Origin of the sequence: Leptothrix discophora (assembly GCF_030705305.1) — a bacterium.
Taxonomy (GTDB): domain Bacteria; phylum Pseudomonadota; class Gammaproteobacteria; order Burkholderiales; family Burkholderiaceae_C; genus Sphaerotilus; species Sphaerotilus discophorus.
In genome coordinates this window covers 92,043-111,802 of record NZ_JAUZEE010000009.1, presented here as the reverse complement: position 1 = coordinate 111,802, position 19,760 = coordinate 92,043, and the positions used below count along the sequence as shown (strand labels likewise).

Sequence of the window (19,760 nt, the reverse complement as noted above, 5' to 3'; positions counted from 1 at the left end):
CCGCCCACGCGTCACACCCTGCCCGCATCCACCGCTTCGGAGACGACCATGTCCCAGACGACCCCCGTCACCCAACGACCGCCGCGCCTGTTCGCGCCGGTCAACCCGCTGCTCCAGCGCATGACGCTCGGCGCCAAGTTCGCGCTGGTCGCCACCGTGCTGGCCGTGCCGCTGCTGGGCCTGCTGGGCCAGCTGGTCATCAAGCAGAACGCCGACCTCGCGTACACCCGCGGCGAGCTGATGGCCACGCCGCTGGCCAACGAGCTGATCGATGCCGCCGATCCGGTGCGGGCCTACCGCTCGGCCCTGAACCTGGTGGCCAATAAGGTCGAGGGCGCCGAGGCCCTGCTCGAAGGCCGCAGCAAGCAGCTGGCGGACGACCTGGCCATGGTCGACAAGGCCGTCGCGGCCTCCGAGGCCGCGACGCACGCCGAGTTCGCCAAGGGCTGGAAGGACGTGCGCACCCAGATCGACCAGTTCACGCGCCTGAACGGCCAGACCGACAAGGCCACGCGCGAGGCGGCCTACACCGCACTGGCCAGCCAGCTGGCCAACCTCACGCACGGCGTGCTGGACAGTTCGGGCGTGCTGCTGGAGCCCGATGCCGGACCCTACTTCCTGCAGGACGCCGCCTTCAACCGCATCGTGCCCTTCCTGGACGCGCTGGCGCTGCTGCGCGATGCCGCGATCGAACCGGTCGCCGAAGGCCAGGTGCATGCCGACGACGTGGCCCGCATCGAGGCCATCGCGCATGAGATGACCACCGCCGAGGACGGCCTGCGGCGTGCGATCGCTGCCTATGAACGCAACGGCCTGACGGCCCCCAAGGGCTGGACCGAGGCGATGACGGCGGTCGACGGCTTCGTGGCCAAGGTCCGCCAGATCGCGGTCGTCGGCCCGACCCGGATGGACCCGAACGCGCTGTTCGAGTCCAGCAACCAGGTGCAGGAAAAGGTCTTCGAGTTCCATGACTCCGCCGTCGCAGCCCTCAACGAGCAGCTGCAGGCCCGCGTGGACCGCATCACGCGTGAACGCCTGACGATGGTGGGGCTGTCGGTGGCCGGCCTGCTGGCCGCGATCTACCTCTACACCGCCACGGTCGGCTCGATCCGCCGCTCGGCCCGGCTGCTGCAGGACGACGCCGGCCGTGTCGCTGCCGGCCAGCTCGACCAGCCGGTGCACGCCGCCGGTCGCGACGAGTTCGCGCAGATCGCCACGTCCTTCGAGCAGGCCCGCACCACGCTGACCCGCCTGATCGGCGAGATGAATGCCATGGCCACGGAGCATGACCGCGGCGACATCGACGTCACGCTCGATGCCAGCCACTACCGCGGCGACTACGCCAGCATGGCCGACGGCATCAACGCGATGGTCGCCAGCCACATCGACATGAGCCGCCAGGCCCTGGGCGTCGTGCAGGCCTTCGGCCACGGCGACTTCGAGCAGCCGCTCGCGCCGCTGCCGGGCAAGAAGCGTTTCGTCAACGATGCCATCGAGCCGGTGCGCGAGCGCCTGCGCGAGGCCGCCACGGCCGCCGCCGAGAACCTGCGCATCCGCATGGCGCTGGACGGCGTGCCCAGCGCGGTGCTGATCGCCGATGCCGACGGGCTGATCCGCTACGGCAACGACGCCAGCCGCGCGCTGCTGGCCCGCATCGAGCCCGATCTGCGCACCCAGCTGCCGAACTTCGACGCGGCCCACCTGGTCGGCCAGAGCTTCGATGTCTTCCACACCGAGCCGGTCGCGCAGCGCCGCCTGGTCGAGAACCTGCGCACCACCGATCGGCGCCAGTGGAAGGCGGGCCAGGTCACGGTCGCCCTGTCGACCAGCCCGATCGCCGACGGCAACGGCCAGCGCGTCGGCACGGTCTTCGAGTGGGCCGACCGGACCGAGGAAGTGAAGCTGGAGGAAGCCGTGACCCAGGTGGTCCAGGGCGCCGCGCGTGGCGACTTCGGCAACCGCATCGACACGGCCGGCGCCACCGGCTTCTACAAGACGCTGGGCGACGGCATCAACACCGTCGTCGGCACGACCGAGACCAACCTCAACACCTTCAGCGAGGCGCTGACGCGCATCTCCGATGGCGACCTGAGCCAGTCCGTGGAAGGCCAGTTCGAGGGCATCTTCGAGCGCCTGCAAGGCGACATGAACCAGATGATCGCCCAGCTGGTGACGACCATCGCCCAGGTCAACGCCGCCAGCCAGTCGCTGACCGCGGCGGCCAACCAGGTCTCGAGCACCTCGCAGTCGCTGTCGCAGGCGGCCTCCGAGCAGGCCGCCAGCATCGAGGAGACCAGCGCCTCGCTGCAGGAGATGGCCTCCTCGGTCAAGCAGAACGCCGACAACGCCCACATGACCGACGGCATGGCCACCCAGGCGGCCCGCGAGGCCGGTGACGGCGGCGAGGCCGTGGCCCGCACCGTCGAGGCGATGAAGGCGATCGCCACGCGCATCTCGATCATCGACGACATCGCCTACCAGACCAACCTGCTGGCGCTCAACGCCGCCATCGAGGCGGCGCGTGCCGGCGACCACGGCAAGGGCTTCGCGGTCGTCGCCGCCGAGGTCCGCAAGCTCGCCGAGCGCAGCCAGGTCGCCGCGCAGGAGATCGGCCAGCTCGCCGGCTCCAGCGTGACCATGGCCGAGAAGGCCGGCACGCTGCTCTCGCAGATGGTCCCGTCGATCAACAAGACCAGCGAGCTGGTGCAGGAGATCGCGGCCGCCTCGGGCGAACAGGCCGAGAGCGTCACCCAGATCAACACGGCGATGGAGCACGTCAACGGCTCGACCCAGCAGAACGCCTCGGCCGCCGAGGAGCTGTCGGCCACCGCCGAGGAGCTGTCGGCCCAGGCCACCCAGCTGCAGGAGCTGATGGCCTTCTTCCGGCTGCAATCGGACGCGATGGCGCAGGCCGGCGTCAGCCCGACGCCGGTCAAGCCCCGCCGCCACAGCCCGGCCCCGGTGGCCACGCCGGCCTTCACCGCAGCCAGCGCCGCCAGGCCACGCAAGGCCGCGGCAGCCCCGGCCCGGCCGGCCGCCGCCCCGCGCGGCGGCTCGTCGGTCACCTGGGCCGACGTGGTCGACGAGGCCGCCTTCACCCGCTTCTGACCGGAGCCCCGCCGATGAGCGCCACGATGTCCTCCCCCGACGGCTCCGACCCGGCCGGCCAGTTGCTGCGGCTGGCCCTGGGCGACCAGCGCTACGCGGTCGCGATCGCGCAGGTGCGCGAGATCCTCAAGCTCACCACGCTGACCGCGCTGCCGCTGATGCCGACCTTCGTCTGCGGCGTGATGAACCTGCGCGGCGCGGTGGTGCCGGTGATCGACCTGGCCGACCGGCTGGGCCTGGGCCACGCCACCCGCAGCCGGCGCAGCTGCGTCGTGATCGTCGAGAGCCACGACGAGCACAGCGAGCGCCCGCAGACGCTGGGCCTGCTGGTCGATGCGGTACACGAGGTGACCGAGCATCCACCCGGTGGGCTGGAACCCGTGCCACCGCTGGGCACCGCGATTCCCGGCCACTACCTGGCCGGCTTCGCGCGGCTGCGCGGCGAGGTCACGCCGGTGCTGTCGCTGAGCCATGTGCTCGACGAGGCGGCGCTCGGCGCGGAGATCGTCGCGCATGCGCAGCCGGCGTCGGGCCATCACGCGCAGCACGCACATCAGGCCCATCACGCCCATCACGCCCATCACGCCCAACCGTCCCGCTCCGGCCACGCGCCGCACGACCAGAGGCTCGCCGCATGAGCCTCTCGCAGGGATCCTTCGAGGCCGTGGTCGGCATGTTCGAGCGGGTCTCGGGCATCCGGCTGGTGGCCGCCAAGAAGCCGCTGGTCGAGGGCAGGCTGCAGCGCCTGGCGCAGCAGGCCGGCCATGCGCGGCTGGACGACTACGTGCACCAGCTGATGCAGGCGGCGTCGCCGGAAGAGCTGACGCGGGTGATCGACAAGCTGACCACCAACGAGACCTACTTCTTCCGCGAGCCGCAGCACTTCGACCACCTCAAGGCGCAGCTGCCGGAGCTGATGCGCGGACCGGGCTCGACCGGCGGCACGCTGCGGCTGTGGAGCGCGGCCAGCTCGTCGGGCGAGGAGGCCTACAGCCTGGCCATGCTGCTGGACGAGGAACTCGGCGCCAGCGCCCGCTGGGAGATCGCCGCCACCGACCTGTCGACCGCGATGGTCCGGCACGGCCGGCGCGCGCTCTACCCGATGGAACGGGCCCGCAACCTCAGCCCGGCACGGCTCAAGCGCCACTGCCTGCGCGGCACCGGCGAGTACGAGGGCCAGGTGCTGGTGCAGCGCCAGCTGCGCGAGCGGGTCCGCTTCGACAGCGCCAACCTGATGCGCGACCTGCCGCGCACGCTCGGCAGCTTCGACGTGATCTTCCTGCGCAACGTGCTGATCTACTTCGACCCCCCCGCCAAGGCCGCCATCGTGCGGCGTGTGCTGGGCCAGCTCAAGCCTGATGGACTCCTGTACACCGGCCATGCTGAATCCCTCTCCAACCTTGACCTGCCCGTCCGTGCGGTCGCGACTGCCGTCTACGCCCACGCCGCGTGAGGCGGCCGGGCGCGTCGCGAGGGCCGCCTCGCCGGCCCCGCTGCCGACCGGCGTGGTCGCGCGGGCCCAGCCGGGCTCGGACCTGCTGCTGATGCCCGGCCAGCTCTACTTCGGCAACCAGCCCGCCAGCGTGCGCACGCTGCTGGGCTCCTGCGTGGCGATCACGCTGTGGCACCCGAAACGCCGCATCGGCGGCATGTGCCACTACCTGCTGCCCGACCGCAACGCGATCGAGGCGACGCTGCGCGACGGCCGCTATGCGGCCGAGGCGGTCGCCATGCTGGTGGAGGCCATCGCCCACGTCGGCACCCGGCCGGACGAGTACGAGGCCCATCTCTACGGCGGTGCCGACACCCTGCCCGATCACCTCACGCACAAGCCCAACGTGGGCGTGCGCAACATCGAGATCGGCTGGGAGCTGGTCGACCGCCACGGCTTCCAGCTGATGGGCGTGGACGTCGGCGACGACGTGCCGCGGTCGGTGCGTCTGGACATGCGCTCGGGCGAGGTCGCGATGCGCCGCTCGGAGCGCTGAGCACACCCGCCACGTCCAGGACATGCAGAGCAAGAACCACAGAACAAGAACCCCTCAGGAAGCAACCCATGACCGCCATCCGGGCCATGATCGTTGACGACTCGGCCGTCGTCCGAAAGCACCTGTCGGACCTGCTGACGCAGGCCGGCATCGAGGTGATCGCCACCGCCTCCGACCCGTTGTTCGCACTGCCCAAGATGCGCTCGGACTGGCCCGACGTGCTGGTGCTGGACGTCGAGATGCCGCGCATGGACGGCATCAGCTTCCTGCGCCAGCTGATGGCCGAGCGGCCGACGCCGGTGGTCATGTGCTCGACGCTGACCGAGGCCGGCTGCGAAACCACGCTGCAGGCCATGGAGGCTGGCGCGGTCGGCTTCGTCACCAAGCCCAGGATCGGCCTGCGCAACTTCCTGGAAGACACCAGCAACGGCCTGGTCGAAGCCGTGCGTGCGGCGGCCCAGGCCAACCTGCGGGCGGTCCGCGCCGCGATGCCGAAGGCGCCAGCGCCAGCGACTGCCGGGCGGCGACCGATGACCACGAGCCCGGCCAGCACGAGCCCCGCCAGCACGAGCCCGGCCACCACGGGCCCGGTCGGCAGCCCGGCATCGGCCACCGCCTCGGCGATGGCCCGCACCACCGACCGCGTGATCGCGCTGGGCCTGTCCACCGGCGGCGTGCAGACGCTCGAGAAGATCCTGCGCGACCTGCCGCGCACGGTGCCGGGCATCGTGGTCGTGCAGCACATGCCGGCCAACTTCACCGCGAGCTTCGCGGCCCGGCTGGACCGCATCAGCCAGCTGGAGGTGCTGGAAGCGCGCGACGGCGAACGAGTCATCAACGGCCGCGTGCTGATCGCCCCAGGTGGCCGCCACATGCGCCTGAAGCGCAGCGGCGCGCAGTACGTGGTCGAGGTGCTGGACGGCCCGCTGATCAACCACCACCGGCCCTCGGTGGACGTGCTGTTCCGCTCGGTCGCCCAGGTGGCGGGCGCGAACGCGGTCGGCATGGTGCTGACCGGCATGGGCGACGACGGCTCGCGCGGCCTGCTGGAAATGCGCCGGGCCGGTGCCCTGACCGCCGCCCAGGACGAGGCCAGCTCGATCGTCTACGGCATGCCGCGCGAGGCGGTCCGCCACGGCGGCACCGACACCCAGCTCGCGCTGGACGACATCCCCGCCTGGATCAAGCGCATCGACGCACCGCAGGCGCGCGCGCTGGCTTGAGGCAGGACGTCGCCGGCGGACGTGGGCGCGCTCAACGCGCCGCCAACGCCTTCCCCGCGATGTCCTGCAGGTCCAGCACCGGCACCAGCCGGCGCGAGCCGGCAGGGTCGTCGATCTGGGCCAGGCGGGCGGCGCTGATCGGGGTCGGGTTGCGCGAGCGCAGCACGCCGGTGATGGCGCCCTGCCAGCTGGCGGCCTCGATGGCCAGCAGGCGCGGGACGACCAGGCCCACGCGGTGTTCGCCGCTGCGCACGACGAGGATGCAGGACGACGGCTCGACCGGGCCACTGGCCACGCCGCTCCAGCGGCGCAGGCACAGCAGGACGATCGGGTGCTGGCGATGCATGACGATCCCCAGCCAGGGGCTGCGGCCGTCGTCTTCCAGGCCGGCACGGTCGGCCTGCCAGGGCAGGACCTCGTCGATCTGGCCGATGGCGCTGCCGGCCTCGGCGGGCAGCGCGTAGGTGACCAGCGTCAGCCGCTCGGCCGCGGCGGCCTCGGACGCCGGCGCGGCCTCGCGGTCGCGGCGCTCGCCGTGCAGGCTGGCCATGCCGGCCAGCTCGGCATGGCGGGTCCAGCGCGCGGCATCCAGGGCCAGGACCGGACGGTCGGCAGGGTCGTCGCGCGCGACCACCGGCCGCCGGGCATCCGGCACATCGGCGTTCAGCACGCCGGCAAACCACTCGGGCCGGCTCACGCGGCCACCCGGAAGCGGCTGCAAGGCACCCGCCGGGCATCGGCAGACGTCGAGCACCGCGCCGATGGCCAGGCCGAGCAGGCCGCCGTCGGTGTCGATCAGCACGGCCTGGCGGGCCTCGCCCTCGCGCAGCGCGCCCAGGCCGGCGCGGACCAGCGGGTCGATCACGACCACCGGCTGGGTCGGATGCGGCCACTCGCCGAGGCAGTCGGCATTGCCGGGCATGCGGCTCAGGACACTGGCCCTCAGGCCGGCCAGCGGCACGGCCATGCGCACGCAGGCCGAGTCGATCGCCAGGTGCCAGTCGCCAACCGCCAGCAGCAACCAGTGCGTCGACGGGCCCTGGACGCGGGCATTGCCAGCCTCGTCGGATTCGGAAGCCTCGTCAGCGTCGATGCGGCGTGGATCGCGGCAGCGCGGCACCTGCGGCAGGGTCATCAGCGCGGCCGGGTCGAGCAGGCTCAGGACCTCGCCGGTGTCGCGCCGCTGCAGGCTGCCGCGCACGGCGGGCGCGCTGCCGTCGGCATGGCTGACGAGGTTCAGCCGGTCGGCGTCGGCCCGGAAGATGCCGGTGACCGCATCGGCACACAGGCCGAGCAGCTGCCCGTCGTGGGCGATCACGACCACCAGCGGGGCGGGCGGAACGGTCCCTGCGACGGACGGTGCCGAAGCTGCGGCTTGCGGGCCAGAAAGCCTGCGCAGGTCGACCACTGGCAGCATCAGCCCACGCAGCTCGATCGCGCCGGCCACGCAGCGGTCCGTGCCGGGCCATGCCGCGACCGGTCCGGCGGGCACCACCTCGCGCAACTGCGCCAGCGGGACGGCGTAGCGCGCGCCGTCGAGCGTGAAGCTGCCCCAGTGACTCCGGTCGTCTTCGGCCGCCTCAGTGCGCTTCGACATGGCTGAGTTCGTCGATCAGCACGGCGACGCGGTCGGCGACCTGGCGCTGGTTCTCGGTCGAGCCGGCGATGGCGGTGACGCTGCGCCCGGCCCGCTCGATCGCCGCGAGCACGGCCTCGAAACTGTGGGCCGCCTCGTGGCTGACCGTCGCACCGTGCGAGATCTGCTGGACCGATTGCTGGATCAGCCGGGTGATCTCGTCGGCGGCCTGCGCGCTGCGCTCGGCCAGCTTGCGGACCTCGACGGCCACGACCGAAAAGCCGACGCCCTGCGCGCCGGCCCGCGCGGCCTCGATCGCCGCGTTGAAGGCCAGCAGGTTGGTCTGCGAGGCGATCTCGCTGATGGTCCGCACGATCTGCGCCATCTGCTCGGAGCTGGTCTCGATCACGCCGATGGCCTGGATCGACATCGTCAGGGCCTGGTGCCCGGCGCTCGCCACCTGGATGGCCTCCTGTGCGACCGCCTCGGCCGCACCGGAGTTCGTGGCGATCAGGGTGATCGAGTCGATCAGGCCGCGCACGCTGTCGGACAGCTCGCGCGACTTGTTCTGAACGCGCTGCTCCAGCTCGACCTCGTGCGTCACGTCGTAGGCGTACTTGACGATCTTCATGACTCGGCCGTTGAGGTCCATCACCGGGTTGTAGGCGGCCTGGATCCAGACGTCGCGGCCGAACTTGCCGTGGCGGTGGAAGCGCCCGCTGACGACATGACCTTCACCCAGGCGCAGCCAGAAGTCGCGGTAGTCGGGGCTGCGGATGTGGTCGGGCGTGCAGAACAGGCTGTGGTGCTGGCCCTGGATCTCGCGCAGCGTGTAGCCCATGGCGGCCAGGAAGTTGCGGTTGGCGGTCAGCACGTGGCCGTCGAGGTCGAACTCGATGACCGCCTGGGCGCGGTCGATCGCGGCAACCTTGGCCTCGAACTCGGCGTTGCGCAGCTTGATGGCGGTGACGTCCTGGGCGAACTTGACGACCTTGACCGGCTTGCCGGTCAGGTCGAAGACCGGGTTGTAGGTCGCCTGGATCCAGACCTCGCGGCCATCGCGGCCGATGCGGCGGTACTCGCCGCTCATGAAGTCGCCTTGCGCCAGGCGGTCCCAGAAGACCGTGTAGGCGGTCGAGGCGGCCTCGACCGGATCGACGAACAGGCGATGGTGCTGGCCCAGCACGTCGCCGGCCTGGTAGCCCAGCAGGCGCAGGAAGTTGTCGTTGGACCGCAGCACGCGGCCGTTCAGGTCGAACTCGATCACGGCCTGCGAACGCGAGATCGCGGTCGCCCAGGCGCGCGATTCATGCGCCGCCTGGCGCTGCTCGGTCACGTCGGCGGCCAGCTGGATGACCTTGCGGACCTCGCCGCCGGGCCCGGTCAGCGGCAGGTAGCTGGCCTGGATGTGGATCGCGCGACCGTCGCTGTGCAGCCGGTGGTAGTCGCCGCGCTGGATCAGGCCGGTGCGCAGGCGGTGCCACATCGCGATGTCGTCCGAGTGGGACGGCATGCCGATCTCGCACAGGACCTGGTGATGCTGGCCCATCAGCTCGTTGGCGTCGTAGCCGAACAGTTCGAGGTAGGGACCGTTGGCCCACAGCATCAGACCGTCGGGCGAGAAGTGGGCCATCGCGTGGGTCTGCTCCAGCGAGGCGTACAGCGCAGCGGCCTCGTCGAGGGCGGTGCGTTCGAGGGCGGTGCATTCGCGACCGGGATCGCCTTGAGGGACCGTCGGCGGGATCAGGGGTGCATACACGGGTGCGTCTCCATCGCAGGTCAGGTCGTCACCGCCGGCCCGAATCGGCACGGCGGTGCCCTGGCCGCGCGGGGTACTGGCGCAGCTCGGGGACACGAGAAGGTAAACCGCGGAGACGGCTTTCAGTTGAGGAAGAAGCGCTGCCGGATCGGGTCTTTTGTGATCTTGTTCGGCGTGTACTCAGCCTGGTGCGGCAGGGCGCCTTCCGTCCGCCCTCAGATCGGCGCGATCGGCAGGTGCACGTCGCCGCACTGGGCGCGGTGACGCAGCGCGTGGTCCATCACGACCAGGGCCAGCATGGCCTCGGCGATCGGCGTGGCGCGGATGCCCACGCAGGGGTCGTGGCGGCCGAAGGTCTCGACCACGGTCGGCTCGCCGGCGCGGTTGATCGACGGCTTGGGGCTGCGGATCGAGCTGGTCGGCTTGATGGCCAGCGAGACCACGAGTTCCTGCCCGGTCGAGATGCCACCCAGCACGCCGCCGGCATGGTTGCTGGCGAAGCCGCCGGGCGTGAGCGCGTCGCCGTGCTCGCTGCCGCGCTGGGCCACGCTGGCGAAGCCGGCGCCGATCTCCACGCCCTTGACCGCGTTGATGCCCATCATGGCGTGGGCGATGTCGGCATCGAGCTTGTCGTAGAGCGGCTCGCCCAGGCCGACCGGCACGCCACGGGCGCGCACCTCGATGCGCGCGCCGACCGAGTCGCCGGCCTTGCGCAGCGCGTCCATGTAGGCCTCCAGGCGCTCGACGATGCCGGCGTTGGGCGCGAAGAACGGGTTCAGCGGGATCTGCGACTCGTCCTCACAGGGGATGCCGATCTCGCCGAGCGCGCTCATCCAGCCGGTGAACGTGGTGCCGTGTACCTCGTGCAGCCACTTCTTGGCCACCGCGCCGGCGGCCACCATCGGCGCGGTCATGCGGGCCGAGGAGCGGCCACCGCCGCGCGGGTCGCGCAGGCCGTACTTGCGCCAGTAGGTGTAGTCGGCGTGACCGGGCCGGAAGGTGTCGAGGATGTTGCCGTAGTCCTTGCTGCGCTGGTCGGTGTTGCGGATCAGCAGGGCGATCGGCGTGCCGGTGGTCAGGCCCTCGTAGACGCCCGACAGGATCTCGACCTGGTCAGGCTCGTTGCGCTGGGTGACGTGTCGGCTGGTGCCGGGGCGGCGACGGTCCAGGTCGGGCTGGATGTCGGCCTCCGACAGGGCCAGGCCGGGCGGGCAGCCGTCGATCACGCAGCCGATCGCCGGGCCGTGGCTCTCGCCGAAGTTGGTGACGCAGAACAGGTGACCGAAGGTGCTGCCGGACATCGTGCGGACCTGCCAGCGCAGGCGTGGGAAACAGGGGCATCGATTGTAGGCGGGGGGTCTGCGCCGGCTGGTCGGCGGGGCGGTCGACGGGCCCCCGGTCCAGCGCGGGAGAAGGCCGGCAAAAGGCCTGTTGCTCGTCGGTTCGGGCCGGGGGGTCGGGGCGAACAATCCATCTCCAGCACCCCGCCTTCGGTTCCACCTTCACGGGTCTTCCGGATGGCCAGGGACGGGGTCAAGTCACCCGACCGACCCGCGAACGCACTCCGAGGTAACCCATGAGCATGGTTCTTGACTCTCTCCCGGCCACCAGCAGCAGCCACAGCGCCAACAGCGGCCTGGCCGGCCGCTCCGCCAGCGGCGGCGCCCACGGCGCGGCAGGCTCCAGCCACCTGGGTGGCGAGTTCCTGACCTTCCGCCTCGGCAGCGAGGAATACGGCATCGAGATCCTGAAGGTCCAGGAGATCCGTTCCTACGAACCGCCGACCCGCATCGCCAACGCCGCGCCCTTCTTCAAGGGCGTGGTCAACCTGCGCGGCGTGATCGTGCCGATCGTCGACCTGCGCCTGAAGTTCGGATGCGACAACGCCGACTACAACGGCTTCACCGTCGTGATCGTGCTGAACATCCGCGGCCGCGTCGTTGGCGCGGTGGTCGACTCGGTTTCCGACGTGCTGGAACTGCCTGGCGAGGCCGTGCGCCCGGCGCCGGACATCAGCGCCGCCGTCGACACCAGCTACATCACCGGCATCGCCAACGTCGCCGACCGCATGCTGATCCTGATGGACATCGAGGCCCTGATGAGCGGCGCCGAGATGGGCCTGATCGAGGCCGCGATGCACTGAGCCCCTGCGGCCCGGCCAGCCAGGACGCGCCAAGTGCGCGTCCAGAACGACGAAGGGCACCTTGCGGTGCCCTTCTGGCGTTGGCGGGAACGACGCCCGCGTCAGCCGCCGGTCGCCTGCGCCGCCCTGGCCTGGTCGGCCGCCTCTTCCTCGACCGGCCAGTCGCGGATGTAGGCCTTGAGCATGCGGTTCTCGAAGTCCTGGCTGTCGACCACCGCCTTGGCGACGTCGTAGAAGGAGATCACGCCCATCAGCGTGCGCTCGGTCAGCACCGGCATGTAGCGGGCATGGCGCTCCAGCATCATGCGGCGCACCTCGTCGATCTCGGTGGCCGGGGTGCAGGTCAGCGGATGGTCGTCCATCACGCCGCGAACGGTCGACTGGCCGACCGCGCCACCGTTCTTGACCACCGCCTGGATGACCTCGCGGAAGGTCAGCATGCCGACCAGGTCACCGTGGTGCATCACCACCAGCGAACCGATGTCGTTCTCGCTCATGGCCTGGATGGCGTCCGACAGCAGCTGGTCCGGCGAAACCGTGAACAGCGTGTTGCCCTTGACGCGCAGGATGTCGCTGACTTTCATGGGAACTCTCCTCGTCCTGAATGGCGGGTGCGCACGGGGCGCTCTGGTTTCAATATAGCCCACAATCCCGGCCGCCCCGACACGAGGAGAACCCCATGGCAGGCGTCTCGGATCCCGGTTTCGACACCCTCGCGCTCCATGCTGGCGCACCGCCCGACAGCGCCACGGGCGCCCGCGCGGTGCCGCTCTACCTGAGCACCTCCTTCGTCTTCGAATCGGCCGAACACGCGGCCTCGCTGTTCAACCTGGAACGGCCGGGCCACGTCTACAGCCGCCTGTCCAACCCGACCACCGCGGTGTTCGAGGAACGCATGGCCGCGCTCGACGGCGGCGTCGGTGCGCTGGCCACCGCCAGCGGCCAGGCCGCGCTGCACCTGGCGATCACGACGCTGGCCGGCGCGGGCCAGCACATCGTGGCCAGCAGCGCGCTGTACGGCGGCTCACACAACTTGCTCGCCTACACGCTGCCGCGCCTGGGCATCCACACGACCTTCGTGCCGCCCGGCGACCTCGACGCCTGGCGGGCCGCGATCCGGCCCGAGACCCGGCTGCTGTTCGGCGAGACGCTGGGCAACCCCGGCCTGAACGTGCTGGACATCCCCGCGCTGGCCCAGCTGGGCCGCGACCACGGCCTGCCGCTGCTGGTCGATGCCACCTTCGCGACGCCCTGGCTGCAGCGCCCGGCCGAGCTCGGCGCGGCGCTGGTGATGCATTCGGCGACCAAGTTCCTGTGCGGCCACGGCACGGTGGTCGGCGGCGTGCTGGTCGATGCCGGTAACTTCGACTGGCAGGCCGCGCACGATGCGCACGGCCGTTGCCCCGAACTCTGCGAACCCTACGCCGGCTTCCACGGCATGGTCTTCAGCGAGGAAAGCCCCGTCGGTGCCTTCGGCCTGCGGGCCCGCCGCGAAGGCCTGCGCGACTTCGGCGCCTGCATGAGCCCGCACACCGCCTGGCTGATGCTGCAGGGCATCGAGACGCTGTCGCTGCGCATGCAGCGCCACATCGACAACACCCGCCGCGTGGTCGCGTTCCTCGCCGGCCAGGCCGGCGTCGAGCGCGTCGCCTACCCCGAGCTGCCGGGCCACCCGGACCATGCGCTGGCGCAGCGCCTGTTGCCGCGCGGCTGCGGTGCGGTCTTCAGCTTCGACCTGAAGGGCGGCCGCGCGGCCGGTCGGGCCTTCATCGAGTCGCTGGACATCTTCTCGCACCTGGCCAACGTCGGCGACGCCCGCTCGCTGGTGATCCACCCGGCCTCGACCACCCACTTCCGCATGGACGACGCCGCACTGGCCGCCGCCGGCATCGGCCCGGGCACGGTGCGGCTGTCGATCGGGCTGGAAAGCGCCGACGACCTGGTCGACGACCTGAAGCGGGCACTGAAGGCGGCCGACAAGGCCGCCGGGAGCCGCTGATGCAGACCGCCGCCCTGCCCACCCCCGCCGGTCCGGTCGACCTGTACGCCTACACCGGCGGCAAGCCCTGGTCGGACGATGCCGGCCGGCCGGTCGTCGTCTTCATCCACGGCGCGCTCAACGACCACAGCGTCTGGACCCTTCCGGCGCGCTGGTTCGCGCACCACGGCTGGCGCGTGCTGGCCGTCGACCTGCCCGGCCACGGCCGCAGCAGCGGACCGGTGCAGGCCAGCGTGGCCGACCTGGCCGACACGCTGCTGGCCTTGCTGGCCCGGCTGGGCGTCGCCCGCGCCGCGCTGGTCGGCCACAGCATGGGCTCGCTGATCGCCCTGGAGGCGGCCGCCCGCTGCGCCGCCGCCGAGGCGCCGCTGCAGGTCGACCGGCTCGTGCTGGTCGGCACCGCCGTGCCGATGCCGGTGTCGCCCGCGCTGCTGGAGACCGCTGCGCGCGAACCGCTGCAGGCCATCGAGAGGGTGGTCAGCTTCGGCCACAGCAGCCTGGGCGCCAAGCCCGGCAACCCCGGCCCAGGCACCTGGCACCACGGCGCCAGCCGCATGCTGATGCGGCGGGTGCTGAATCGATCGAAGGGCGTGGCCGGCGTGGCGCACAACCTGTTCCACCACGACTTCAGCCTGTGCCACGAGCACGCCGGCGGACTCGATGCCGCCAGCCGCATCGCCGAGGGCGGGCGCACGCGCAGCACGGCCATCCTGGGTGCGCGGGACCGCATGACGCTGCCGCAGGCCGCGCGCGAGGTCTGTGCGCGGCTGGACGCGGCCGTGCACACCTTGCCGGCCGCCGGCCACGAGCTGATGCAGGAAGACCCGGAGGGCCTGTTGAAGGCGCTGCGGTTGGCGCTCGGGTAGGCGCTGGGGACGGTGCCGGCGGGGGCCTGATCCGCCCCCCGCCGGCACGCCCTTCATCCCGCGCCGCAGCGCCACCGCGTCGACCGCCGCGCGGTGTTCCGACTCGTTCAGGCGGAACACGCTGACGATCTCGGCAACGGCCTCGCTCTCGCCGCGCACCGCCATCGCGGCGGCGGCGAGTTCCTCGACCAGCGCGGCGTTCTGCTGCGTCAGCGCATCCATGTGGGCGACCGCCTCGTTGACCTGCGAGATGCCGGTGAGCTGCTCGCCCGCGCCAGTGTCGATCTCGCCGACCAGCGCGGCCATGCGCCGGACCGACTCGAGCGCCTCTTCCATCGTCGCGCGGGCCTGCTCGGTCTGCTGGGCACCGGCGGTCACCTTGAGGGTCGAGTCCTGGATCAGCTGCTTGACCTCGCGCGCCGCGCCGGTGGTGCGCTGCGCCAGGCTGCGGACCTCGGCGGCGACGACCGCGAAGCCGCGGCCCTGGTCGCCGGCCCGGGCCGCCTCGACGGCCGCATTGAGCGCCAGGATGTTGGTCTGGAAGGCGATGCCGTCGATCACGCCGATGATCTCGTTGATGCGGTTCGAGGAGTGGTTGATCTCCGCCATCGTCTGGCTCACGCCCTGCACCGCCGCGGCGGTGCGCTGGGTGACGGCGTTGACCTGGTCGGCGAAGGCCGCCGCGCCACGCGCCGAATCGGCGCTCTGGCGCACCGTGCCGGTGATCTGCTCCATCGAGGCCGCCGTCTCTTCCAGGCTGGACGCCTGCGACTCGGTCCGGCCCGACAGGTCCTGATTGCCCTGGGCCAGCTCGCCGGCCGTGTTGCGCAGGTGGTTCACGCCCGTGCGTGCATCGCCCACGATGGCCAGCAGGTTGACGCCCAGCTGGTTGAGCGCGCGTTCGCACTGCCCGATCACGCCGTGGCTGCGCACGGCCAGCCGCTGCGTCAGGTCGCCAGCGGCGATGCGGTTGGCGTAGTCGGTCAGCCGGGCCACCGGGTTGAAGGCGACCCGGCGGGTCCAGGCGCCGTTGGCCAGCGCGACCGGCCACAGAAACAGCCAGGGCCAGTGGCCGGCGTCGAGCACCTCGGCCAGCTCGATCAGGCCCCAGGTCGCCGCCGCAGTCAGCAGGTGCAGCGCCGCGACACGGCGGGCCGCATCGAAGGTCAGCAGGCGCGACACCCGGCCGGCGAGATCCGTGCGGCGCAGCTCGCCGCCATCGAGCACATGCACCTGCCGCCCGGCGGCACCCTCGGCCCGCATCGTCGCGTAGAGCGCCTCGGCGGCCTGGATCTGCTCGCGCGTGGCCTCGGTGCGCACGCTCATATAGCCGGTCGGCCGGTCGCCGTCCATCAGCGGCGTCACGTTGGCCATGACCCAGTAGTGGTCGCCGTTCTTGCGGCGGTTCTTGACCACCGCCGACCACGGCAGGCCGGCCTGGATCGTGGCCCACATGTCGCGATACGCCTCCGCCGGCATGTCGGGATGCCGCACGAGGTTGTGCGGCTGGCCCAGCAACTCCTCGCGGTCGTAGCCACTGACCGTCACGAAGCTCGGGTTGCAGTAGGTGATCCGGCCTTGCAGATCGGTCGTCGACACCAGCGTCGTGCCGACCGGGAAGGGGTACTCGCGCTGGCTGACCGGCAGGTTGGTGCGCATGGGCAAGCTCCTTGAGTCTCCGGCAACGTGCCGGGCGATCCCTTGTGGAACCCGAGCTTAAGAACCGATCAGGGTATGCAAATGGCTGAAAAGGCCGGGTCTGGACCGACAGATCCGGTCGGATGCCCGAGCGCGACGGTCAGCCGCCGCCGGCCAGCGCATCGGCCAGCCGCCGCTCCTGCCAGCCCATCGCCACCGCGAATGCGCGGTTTTGAGGCTGCGGCGCCAGCAGCAGGGCCTCGCACAGCGGTGCCAGCGGCGTGGTGGCCGGATCGACCAGCAGCACCAGGCGGCTGTCGCCGCCTTCGTCCAGGCGGCCGATCCAGTCCAGCCGCAGCAACTGCTCGATCAGTGGCTCGATCTGCAGCGGGTCCACATGCAGGCGCTCGACCAGCGCGGTCATGCCCAGCCCGCGGCGCTCGGTCTCGCGCACCTCGGCCAGCGCGCGAAGCAGCGTCAAGGCCAGCGTGAAGCGCCAGCCGGGCAAGGCCGCCGGCCGCACCACCCGCATCTGCAGGCTGGGCGCATAGGCCGCGATGACCGCGCCCATCAGCACGATCACCCAGCTGACGTAGATCCAGACCAGCAGGATGGGCACGGCGGCGAAGGCACCGTAGATGGTCGAGTAGACCGGCGTGGCCTGCAGGTAGACCGCCAGCGCGCGCTTGGCCAGGTCGAAGCCGATGGCCACGAAGATGCCGCCGGCCCAGGCATGGGCCCAGCGCACCTGGGTGGCCGGCACGAAGCGGTAGAGCGAGGCCATGCCGCTGGCCATCAGCAGGAACTCGGTCAGGTCCAGCAACAGCGAGACACCGCCCGGCAGCGCGCTGACAAAGCCCTTGGAGGCCGACAGCGCGTACGAGGTCATCGACAGGCTGACACCCGCGATCAGCGGCCCGAGCGTGGCGATCGCCCAGTACACCAGCACGCGCTGCGCGATCGGCCGCTGGCGCCGCACCCGCCAGATCGCGTTGAGCGCGCGGTCGATGGTCAGCAGCAGCGCGATGGCGGTGAAGCCCAGGAAGACCAGGCCGACCGAACCGACCCGGTGCGCCTTGGTCGCGAAGCTCGTCAGCTGCATCAGCACCGGCCTGGCGATCTGGTCGGGCACGAGGTTCTGCAGGAAGTAGACCTCCAGCGCCTTGCGGAAGCTGCCGAACATCGGGAAGGCGGTGAAGACCGCGAACATCACCGTGGCCAGCGGCACCAACGCGATCAGCGTCGTGAAGGTCAGGCTGCTGGCCGCGATGCCGAGGCGATCCTCGCGGAAGCGCTGGCGCAGCGTGCGCAGCGTGTCCAGCCAGGGCCAGGTCTGCAAGGAGCGCCAGGCCAGGCGGACCGAGGCGCGCAGGCGGCGCCAGCGCGTGAGCGGCAAGGCTTGCAGGGCCGGCGGTTGGGGCAAGGCCAGCTGCGGTTTCAGGGTCGGGGACATGCTGGCTATGATGCCAGCCGCCCTGTTCCGGGCTCCTTCCAGCCGGCGCCACGCCCGGCGCGATCCCGACCCGATCCCCCATGTCCGACCTCCCAGACCTCGTCCCTGAAACGCCCGCCGCGCGGCCATCGCCCGCCGTGCAGGCCAGCCGCTGGGGCGCGCTGCTGGCGGCCCTGGCCCTCGGCCTGCTGGCGGTCGGCTGGGAGCTGGCCTGGGCCCCGACCGGACGCGGCACGCTCGCCATCAAGGCCGTGCCGCTGTTCCTCGCCCTGCCCGGCCTGTGGCGGCTGCGGCTCTACACCTACCGCTGGCTCAGCCTGGTGGTCTGGCTCTACGTGACCGAAGGCCTGGTGCGCGCCACCAGCGAGTCCGGAACCGGCGCGACGCTGGCGCTGGTCGAGGTGGTGCTCGGCGTGCTGCTGTTCACCGCCTGTGCGCTGCACGTGCGCCAGCGCCTGGCGGCCGGCCGAGCGGTGGTCGCCGCCGCGACGGCACCGACACGCTGACGCCGGTCGTCGTCCTGTCCCGATGTCGGCCGACGCCCTGCCCGCTGCCGCCCTGGCGGACCTGCGCGCGGCGATCGGCCCGGCCCATGTCCTGACCGGCGACGTGCTGGCGGGGTCCGATGGCGACGCCTGGCTGCTGGACCGCCGCCGCCGCTATGTCGGCCGGGCCGCCGCCGTGCTGCGCCCGGCCAGCACGGCCGAAGTCGCCGCCGTGCTGCGCATCGCCAGCGCCCATCGCCTGCCGGTCGTGCCGCAAGGCGGCAACACCGGCCTGGTCGGCGGCTCGACGCCCGACGAGAGCGGCCACGAACTGCTGCTGTCGCTGCGCCGGCTGGACACGGTCCGCGCGGTCGACGCGGCCAACCTGACGATGACGCTGGAGGCCGGCTGCATCCTGCAGACCGCCCAGCAGGCCGCCCGCGACGCCGGTCTCCTGCTGCCGCTGAGCCTGGCCGCCGAGGGCAGTTGCACCGTCGGCGGCAACCTCGCCAGCAATGCCGGCGGCGTGCAGGTGCTGCGCTATGGCAATGCCCGCGAGCTGTGCCTGGGGCTGGAGGTGGTCACCCCGTCCGGCGAGGTCTGGGACGGCCTGCGTGGCCTGCGCAAGGACAACACCGGCTACGACCTGCGCGACCTCTACATCGGCAGCGAAGGCACGCTGGGCGTCATCACCGCGGCCGTGCTGCGCCTCCATCCGCCACCGCGCGGCGTGGCCACCGCGCTGGCCGGCTGCGACAGCGCCGAGGCCGCACTGGCGCTGCTGCACCGCGCGCTGGCCGGCAGTGGCGGCGCGCTGACCGCCTTCGAGGTCATGAACGCCGCGTCGATCGCGCTGGTCGCCCGACACCTGCCGCCGGCCGTGCCTTCCGGGCTGCTCGATCCCTCGACGTCGGCATCGCCCTGGACCGTGCTGCTGGAGACGTCCGATGCCAGCGACGCGGCGCTCGCCCGCGACACGCTCGAAGCGGTGCTCGCCGAGGCGCTGGACGACGGCCTGACCCGCGACGTGCGGGTGGCTCAGTCGCTGAGCCAGTCCCAGGCCTTCTGGCGCCTGCGCGAGTCGATTCCGCTGGCACAAGCGGCCGACGGCCTGAACATCAAGCACGACATCGCGCTGCCGGTCTCGCGCATTCCCGCCTTCATCGCCCAGGCCGACGCCGCCGTGCAGGCCCTGGTGCCCGGTGCGCGCCCCATCGACTTCGGCCACTGGGGCGACGGCAACCTGCACTACAACGTCATGGCCCCCGCCGGCGTGTCGCCGGCCGATTTCCTGGCGCGCTGGGAAACACCGATCAACACGCGCATCTACGACCTGCTCCACCCGTTCGGTGGCTCGATCTCGGCCGAACATGGCATCGGCCGGCTCAAGCGCGACGAACTCGCCGCCCGCCACGACCCGGTCGCGCTGGGCCTGATGCGCCGCGTGAAACGGGTGCTCGACCCGCTGGGGATCATGAATCCGGGCAGGGTGCTGGGGTCGATTGGTTGAAGGGCCTGCCGG

General features: G+C 71.6%; 15 protein-coding genes and 1 pseudogene. 10 read left to right on the top strand and 6 right to left on the bottom strand.

Annotation, left to right across the window (positions count from 1 at the left end; genetic code table 11):
* Positions 1–48: 48 nt before the first annotated feature.
* The 5 genes from Q8X39_RS20545 (at position 49) to Q8X39_RS16080 (ending at position 6,319) form a co-directional block, all read left to right on the top strand.
* Positions 49–3,108: a methyl-accepting chemotaxis protein gene (locus tag Q8X39_RS20545; protein WP_369538118.1), complete on the top strand. Its 3,060-nt coding sequence runs from the start codon at positions 49–51 to the stop codon at positions 3,106–3,108.
* Between the two features lie 14 nt (positions 3,109–3,122).
* Positions 3,123–3,746 (top strand): chemotaxis protein CheW, encoded by a 624-nt coding sequence (locus Q8X39_RS16095; RefSeq protein ID WP_305750694.1) that lies wholly within the window; start codon positions 3,123–3,125, stop codon positions 3,744–3,746.
* Positions 3,743–4,561: a CheR family methyltransferase gene (locus Q8X39_RS16090; RefSeq protein ID WP_305750693.1), complete on the top strand. Its 819-nt coding sequence runs from the start codon at positions 3,743–3,745 to the stop codon at positions 4,559–4,561. The genes Q8X39_RS16095 and Q8X39_RS16090 overlap by 4 nt, the downstream gene beginning before the upstream one ends.
* Positions 4,524–5,096, top strand: coding sequence for a chemotaxis protein CheD (locus Q8X39_RS16085; RefSeq protein ID WP_305750692.1), 573 nt, complete (start codon positions 4,524–4,526; stop codon positions 5,094–5,096). The genes Q8X39_RS16090 and Q8X39_RS16085 overlap by 38 nt, the downstream gene beginning before the upstream one ends.
* A 68-nt stretch (positions 5,097–5,164) precedes the next feature.
* Positions 5,165–6,319, top strand: a complete 1,155-nt coding sequence (locus tag Q8X39_RS16080; protein WP_305750691.1) for a protein-glutamate methylesterase/protein-glutamine glutaminase — start codon at positions 5,165–5,167, stop codon at positions 6,317–6,319.
* Between the two features lie 31 nt (positions 6,320–6,350).
* On the opposite strand, the gene Q8X39_RS16075 is transcribed toward Q8X39_RS16080, so the two are convergent.
* The 3 genes from Q8X39_RS16075 to aroC form a co-directional block, all read right to left on the bottom strand.
* Positions 6,351–7,916, bottom strand: coding sequence for a chemotaxis protein CheW (locus Q8X39_RS16075; RefSeq protein WP_305750690.1), 1,566 nt, complete (start codon positions 7,914–7,916; stop codon positions 6,351–6,353).
* Positions 7,900–9,654: a methyl-accepting chemotaxis protein gene (locus Q8X39_RS16070; protein WP_305750689.1), complete on the bottom strand. Its 1,755-nt coding sequence runs from the start codon at positions 9,652–9,654 to the stop codon at positions 7,900–7,902. Before Q8X39_RS16070 ends, Q8X39_RS16075 begins: the two co-directional genes overlap by 17 nt.
* Before the next feature lie 215 nt (positions 9,655–9,869).
* Complete coding sequence (aroC, locus tag Q8X39_RS16065; RefSeq protein ID WP_305750688.1) at positions 9,870–10,955, bottom strand: chorismate synthase; 1,086 nt, start codon at positions 10,953–10,955, stop codon at positions 9,870–9,872.
* A gap of 275 nt (positions 10,956–11,230) precedes the next feature.
* Here aroC and Q8X39_RS16060 point away from each other — a divergent pair, with 275 nt between their 5' ends.
* Positions 11,231–11,797: a chemotaxis protein CheW gene (locus Q8X39_RS16060; protein ID WP_305750687.1), complete on the top strand. Its 567-nt coding sequence runs from the start codon at positions 11,231–11,233 to the stop codon at positions 11,795–11,797.
* A gap of 101 nt (positions 11,798–11,898) precedes the next feature.
* On the opposite strand, the gene Q8X39_RS16055 is transcribed toward Q8X39_RS16060, so the two are convergent.
* Complete coding sequence (locus Q8X39_RS16055; RefSeq protein WP_305750686.1) at positions 11,899–12,381, bottom strand: CBS domain-containing protein; 483 nt, start codon at positions 12,379–12,381, stop codon at positions 11,899–11,901.
* Positions 12,382–12,476: 95 nt separating this feature from the next.
* On the opposite strand from Q8X39_RS16055, the gene Q8X39_RS16050 reads away from it, so the two are divergent.
* Together Q8X39_RS16050 and Q8X39_RS16045 are read left to right on the top strand one after the other, a co-directional pair.
* On the top strand, positions 12,477–13,796 hold the full coding sequence (locus Q8X39_RS16050; RefSeq protein WP_305750685.1) for an O-acetylhomoserine aminocarboxypropyltransferase: 1,320 nt from the start codon (positions 12,477–12,479) through the stop codon (positions 13,794–13,796).
* A complete protein-coding gene (locus tag Q8X39_RS16045) occupies positions 13,796–14,662 on the top strand; it encodes an alpha/beta fold hydrolase (protein WP_305750752.1) in 867 nt (288 codons plus the stop codon). Before Q8X39_RS16050 ends, Q8X39_RS16045 begins: the two co-directional genes overlap by 1 nt.
* A gap of 21 nt (positions 14,663–14,683) precedes the next feature.
* Here Q8X39_RS16045 and Q8X39_RS16040 read toward each other — a convergent pair.
* A pseudogene (locus Q8X39_RS16040) lies at positions 14,684–16,321 on the bottom strand (methyl-accepting chemotaxis protein); the annotation flags it as partial.
* 139 nt (positions 16,322–16,460) lie between these two features.
* Positions 16,461–17,753: a YihY family inner membrane protein gene (locus Q8X39_RS16035; RefSeq protein ID WP_305750684.1), complete on the bottom strand. Its 1,293-nt coding sequence runs from the start codon at positions 17,751–17,753 to the stop codon at positions 16,461–16,463.
* An 80-nt stretch (positions 17,754–17,833) separates the two neighbouring features.
* Between Q8X39_RS16035 and Q8X39_RS16030 the strand changes: the two genes are divergently transcribed.
* Positions 17,834–18,259 carry a DUF2069 domain-containing protein gene (locus tag Q8X39_RS16030; RefSeq protein WP_305750683.1) on the top strand — a complete coding sequence of 142 codons (426 nt, stop codon included), beginning with the start codon at positions 17,834–17,836 and terminating at the stop codon, positions 18,257–18,259.
* 22 nt (positions 18,260–18,281) lie between these two features.
* Positions 18,282–19,748: an FAD-binding oxidoreductase gene (locus tag Q8X39_RS16025; protein ID WP_305750682.1), complete on the top strand. Its 1,467-nt coding sequence runs from the start codon at positions 18,282–18,284 to the stop codon at positions 19,746–19,748.
* The last annotated feature ends 12 nt before the right edge of the window (positions 19,749–19,760 follow it).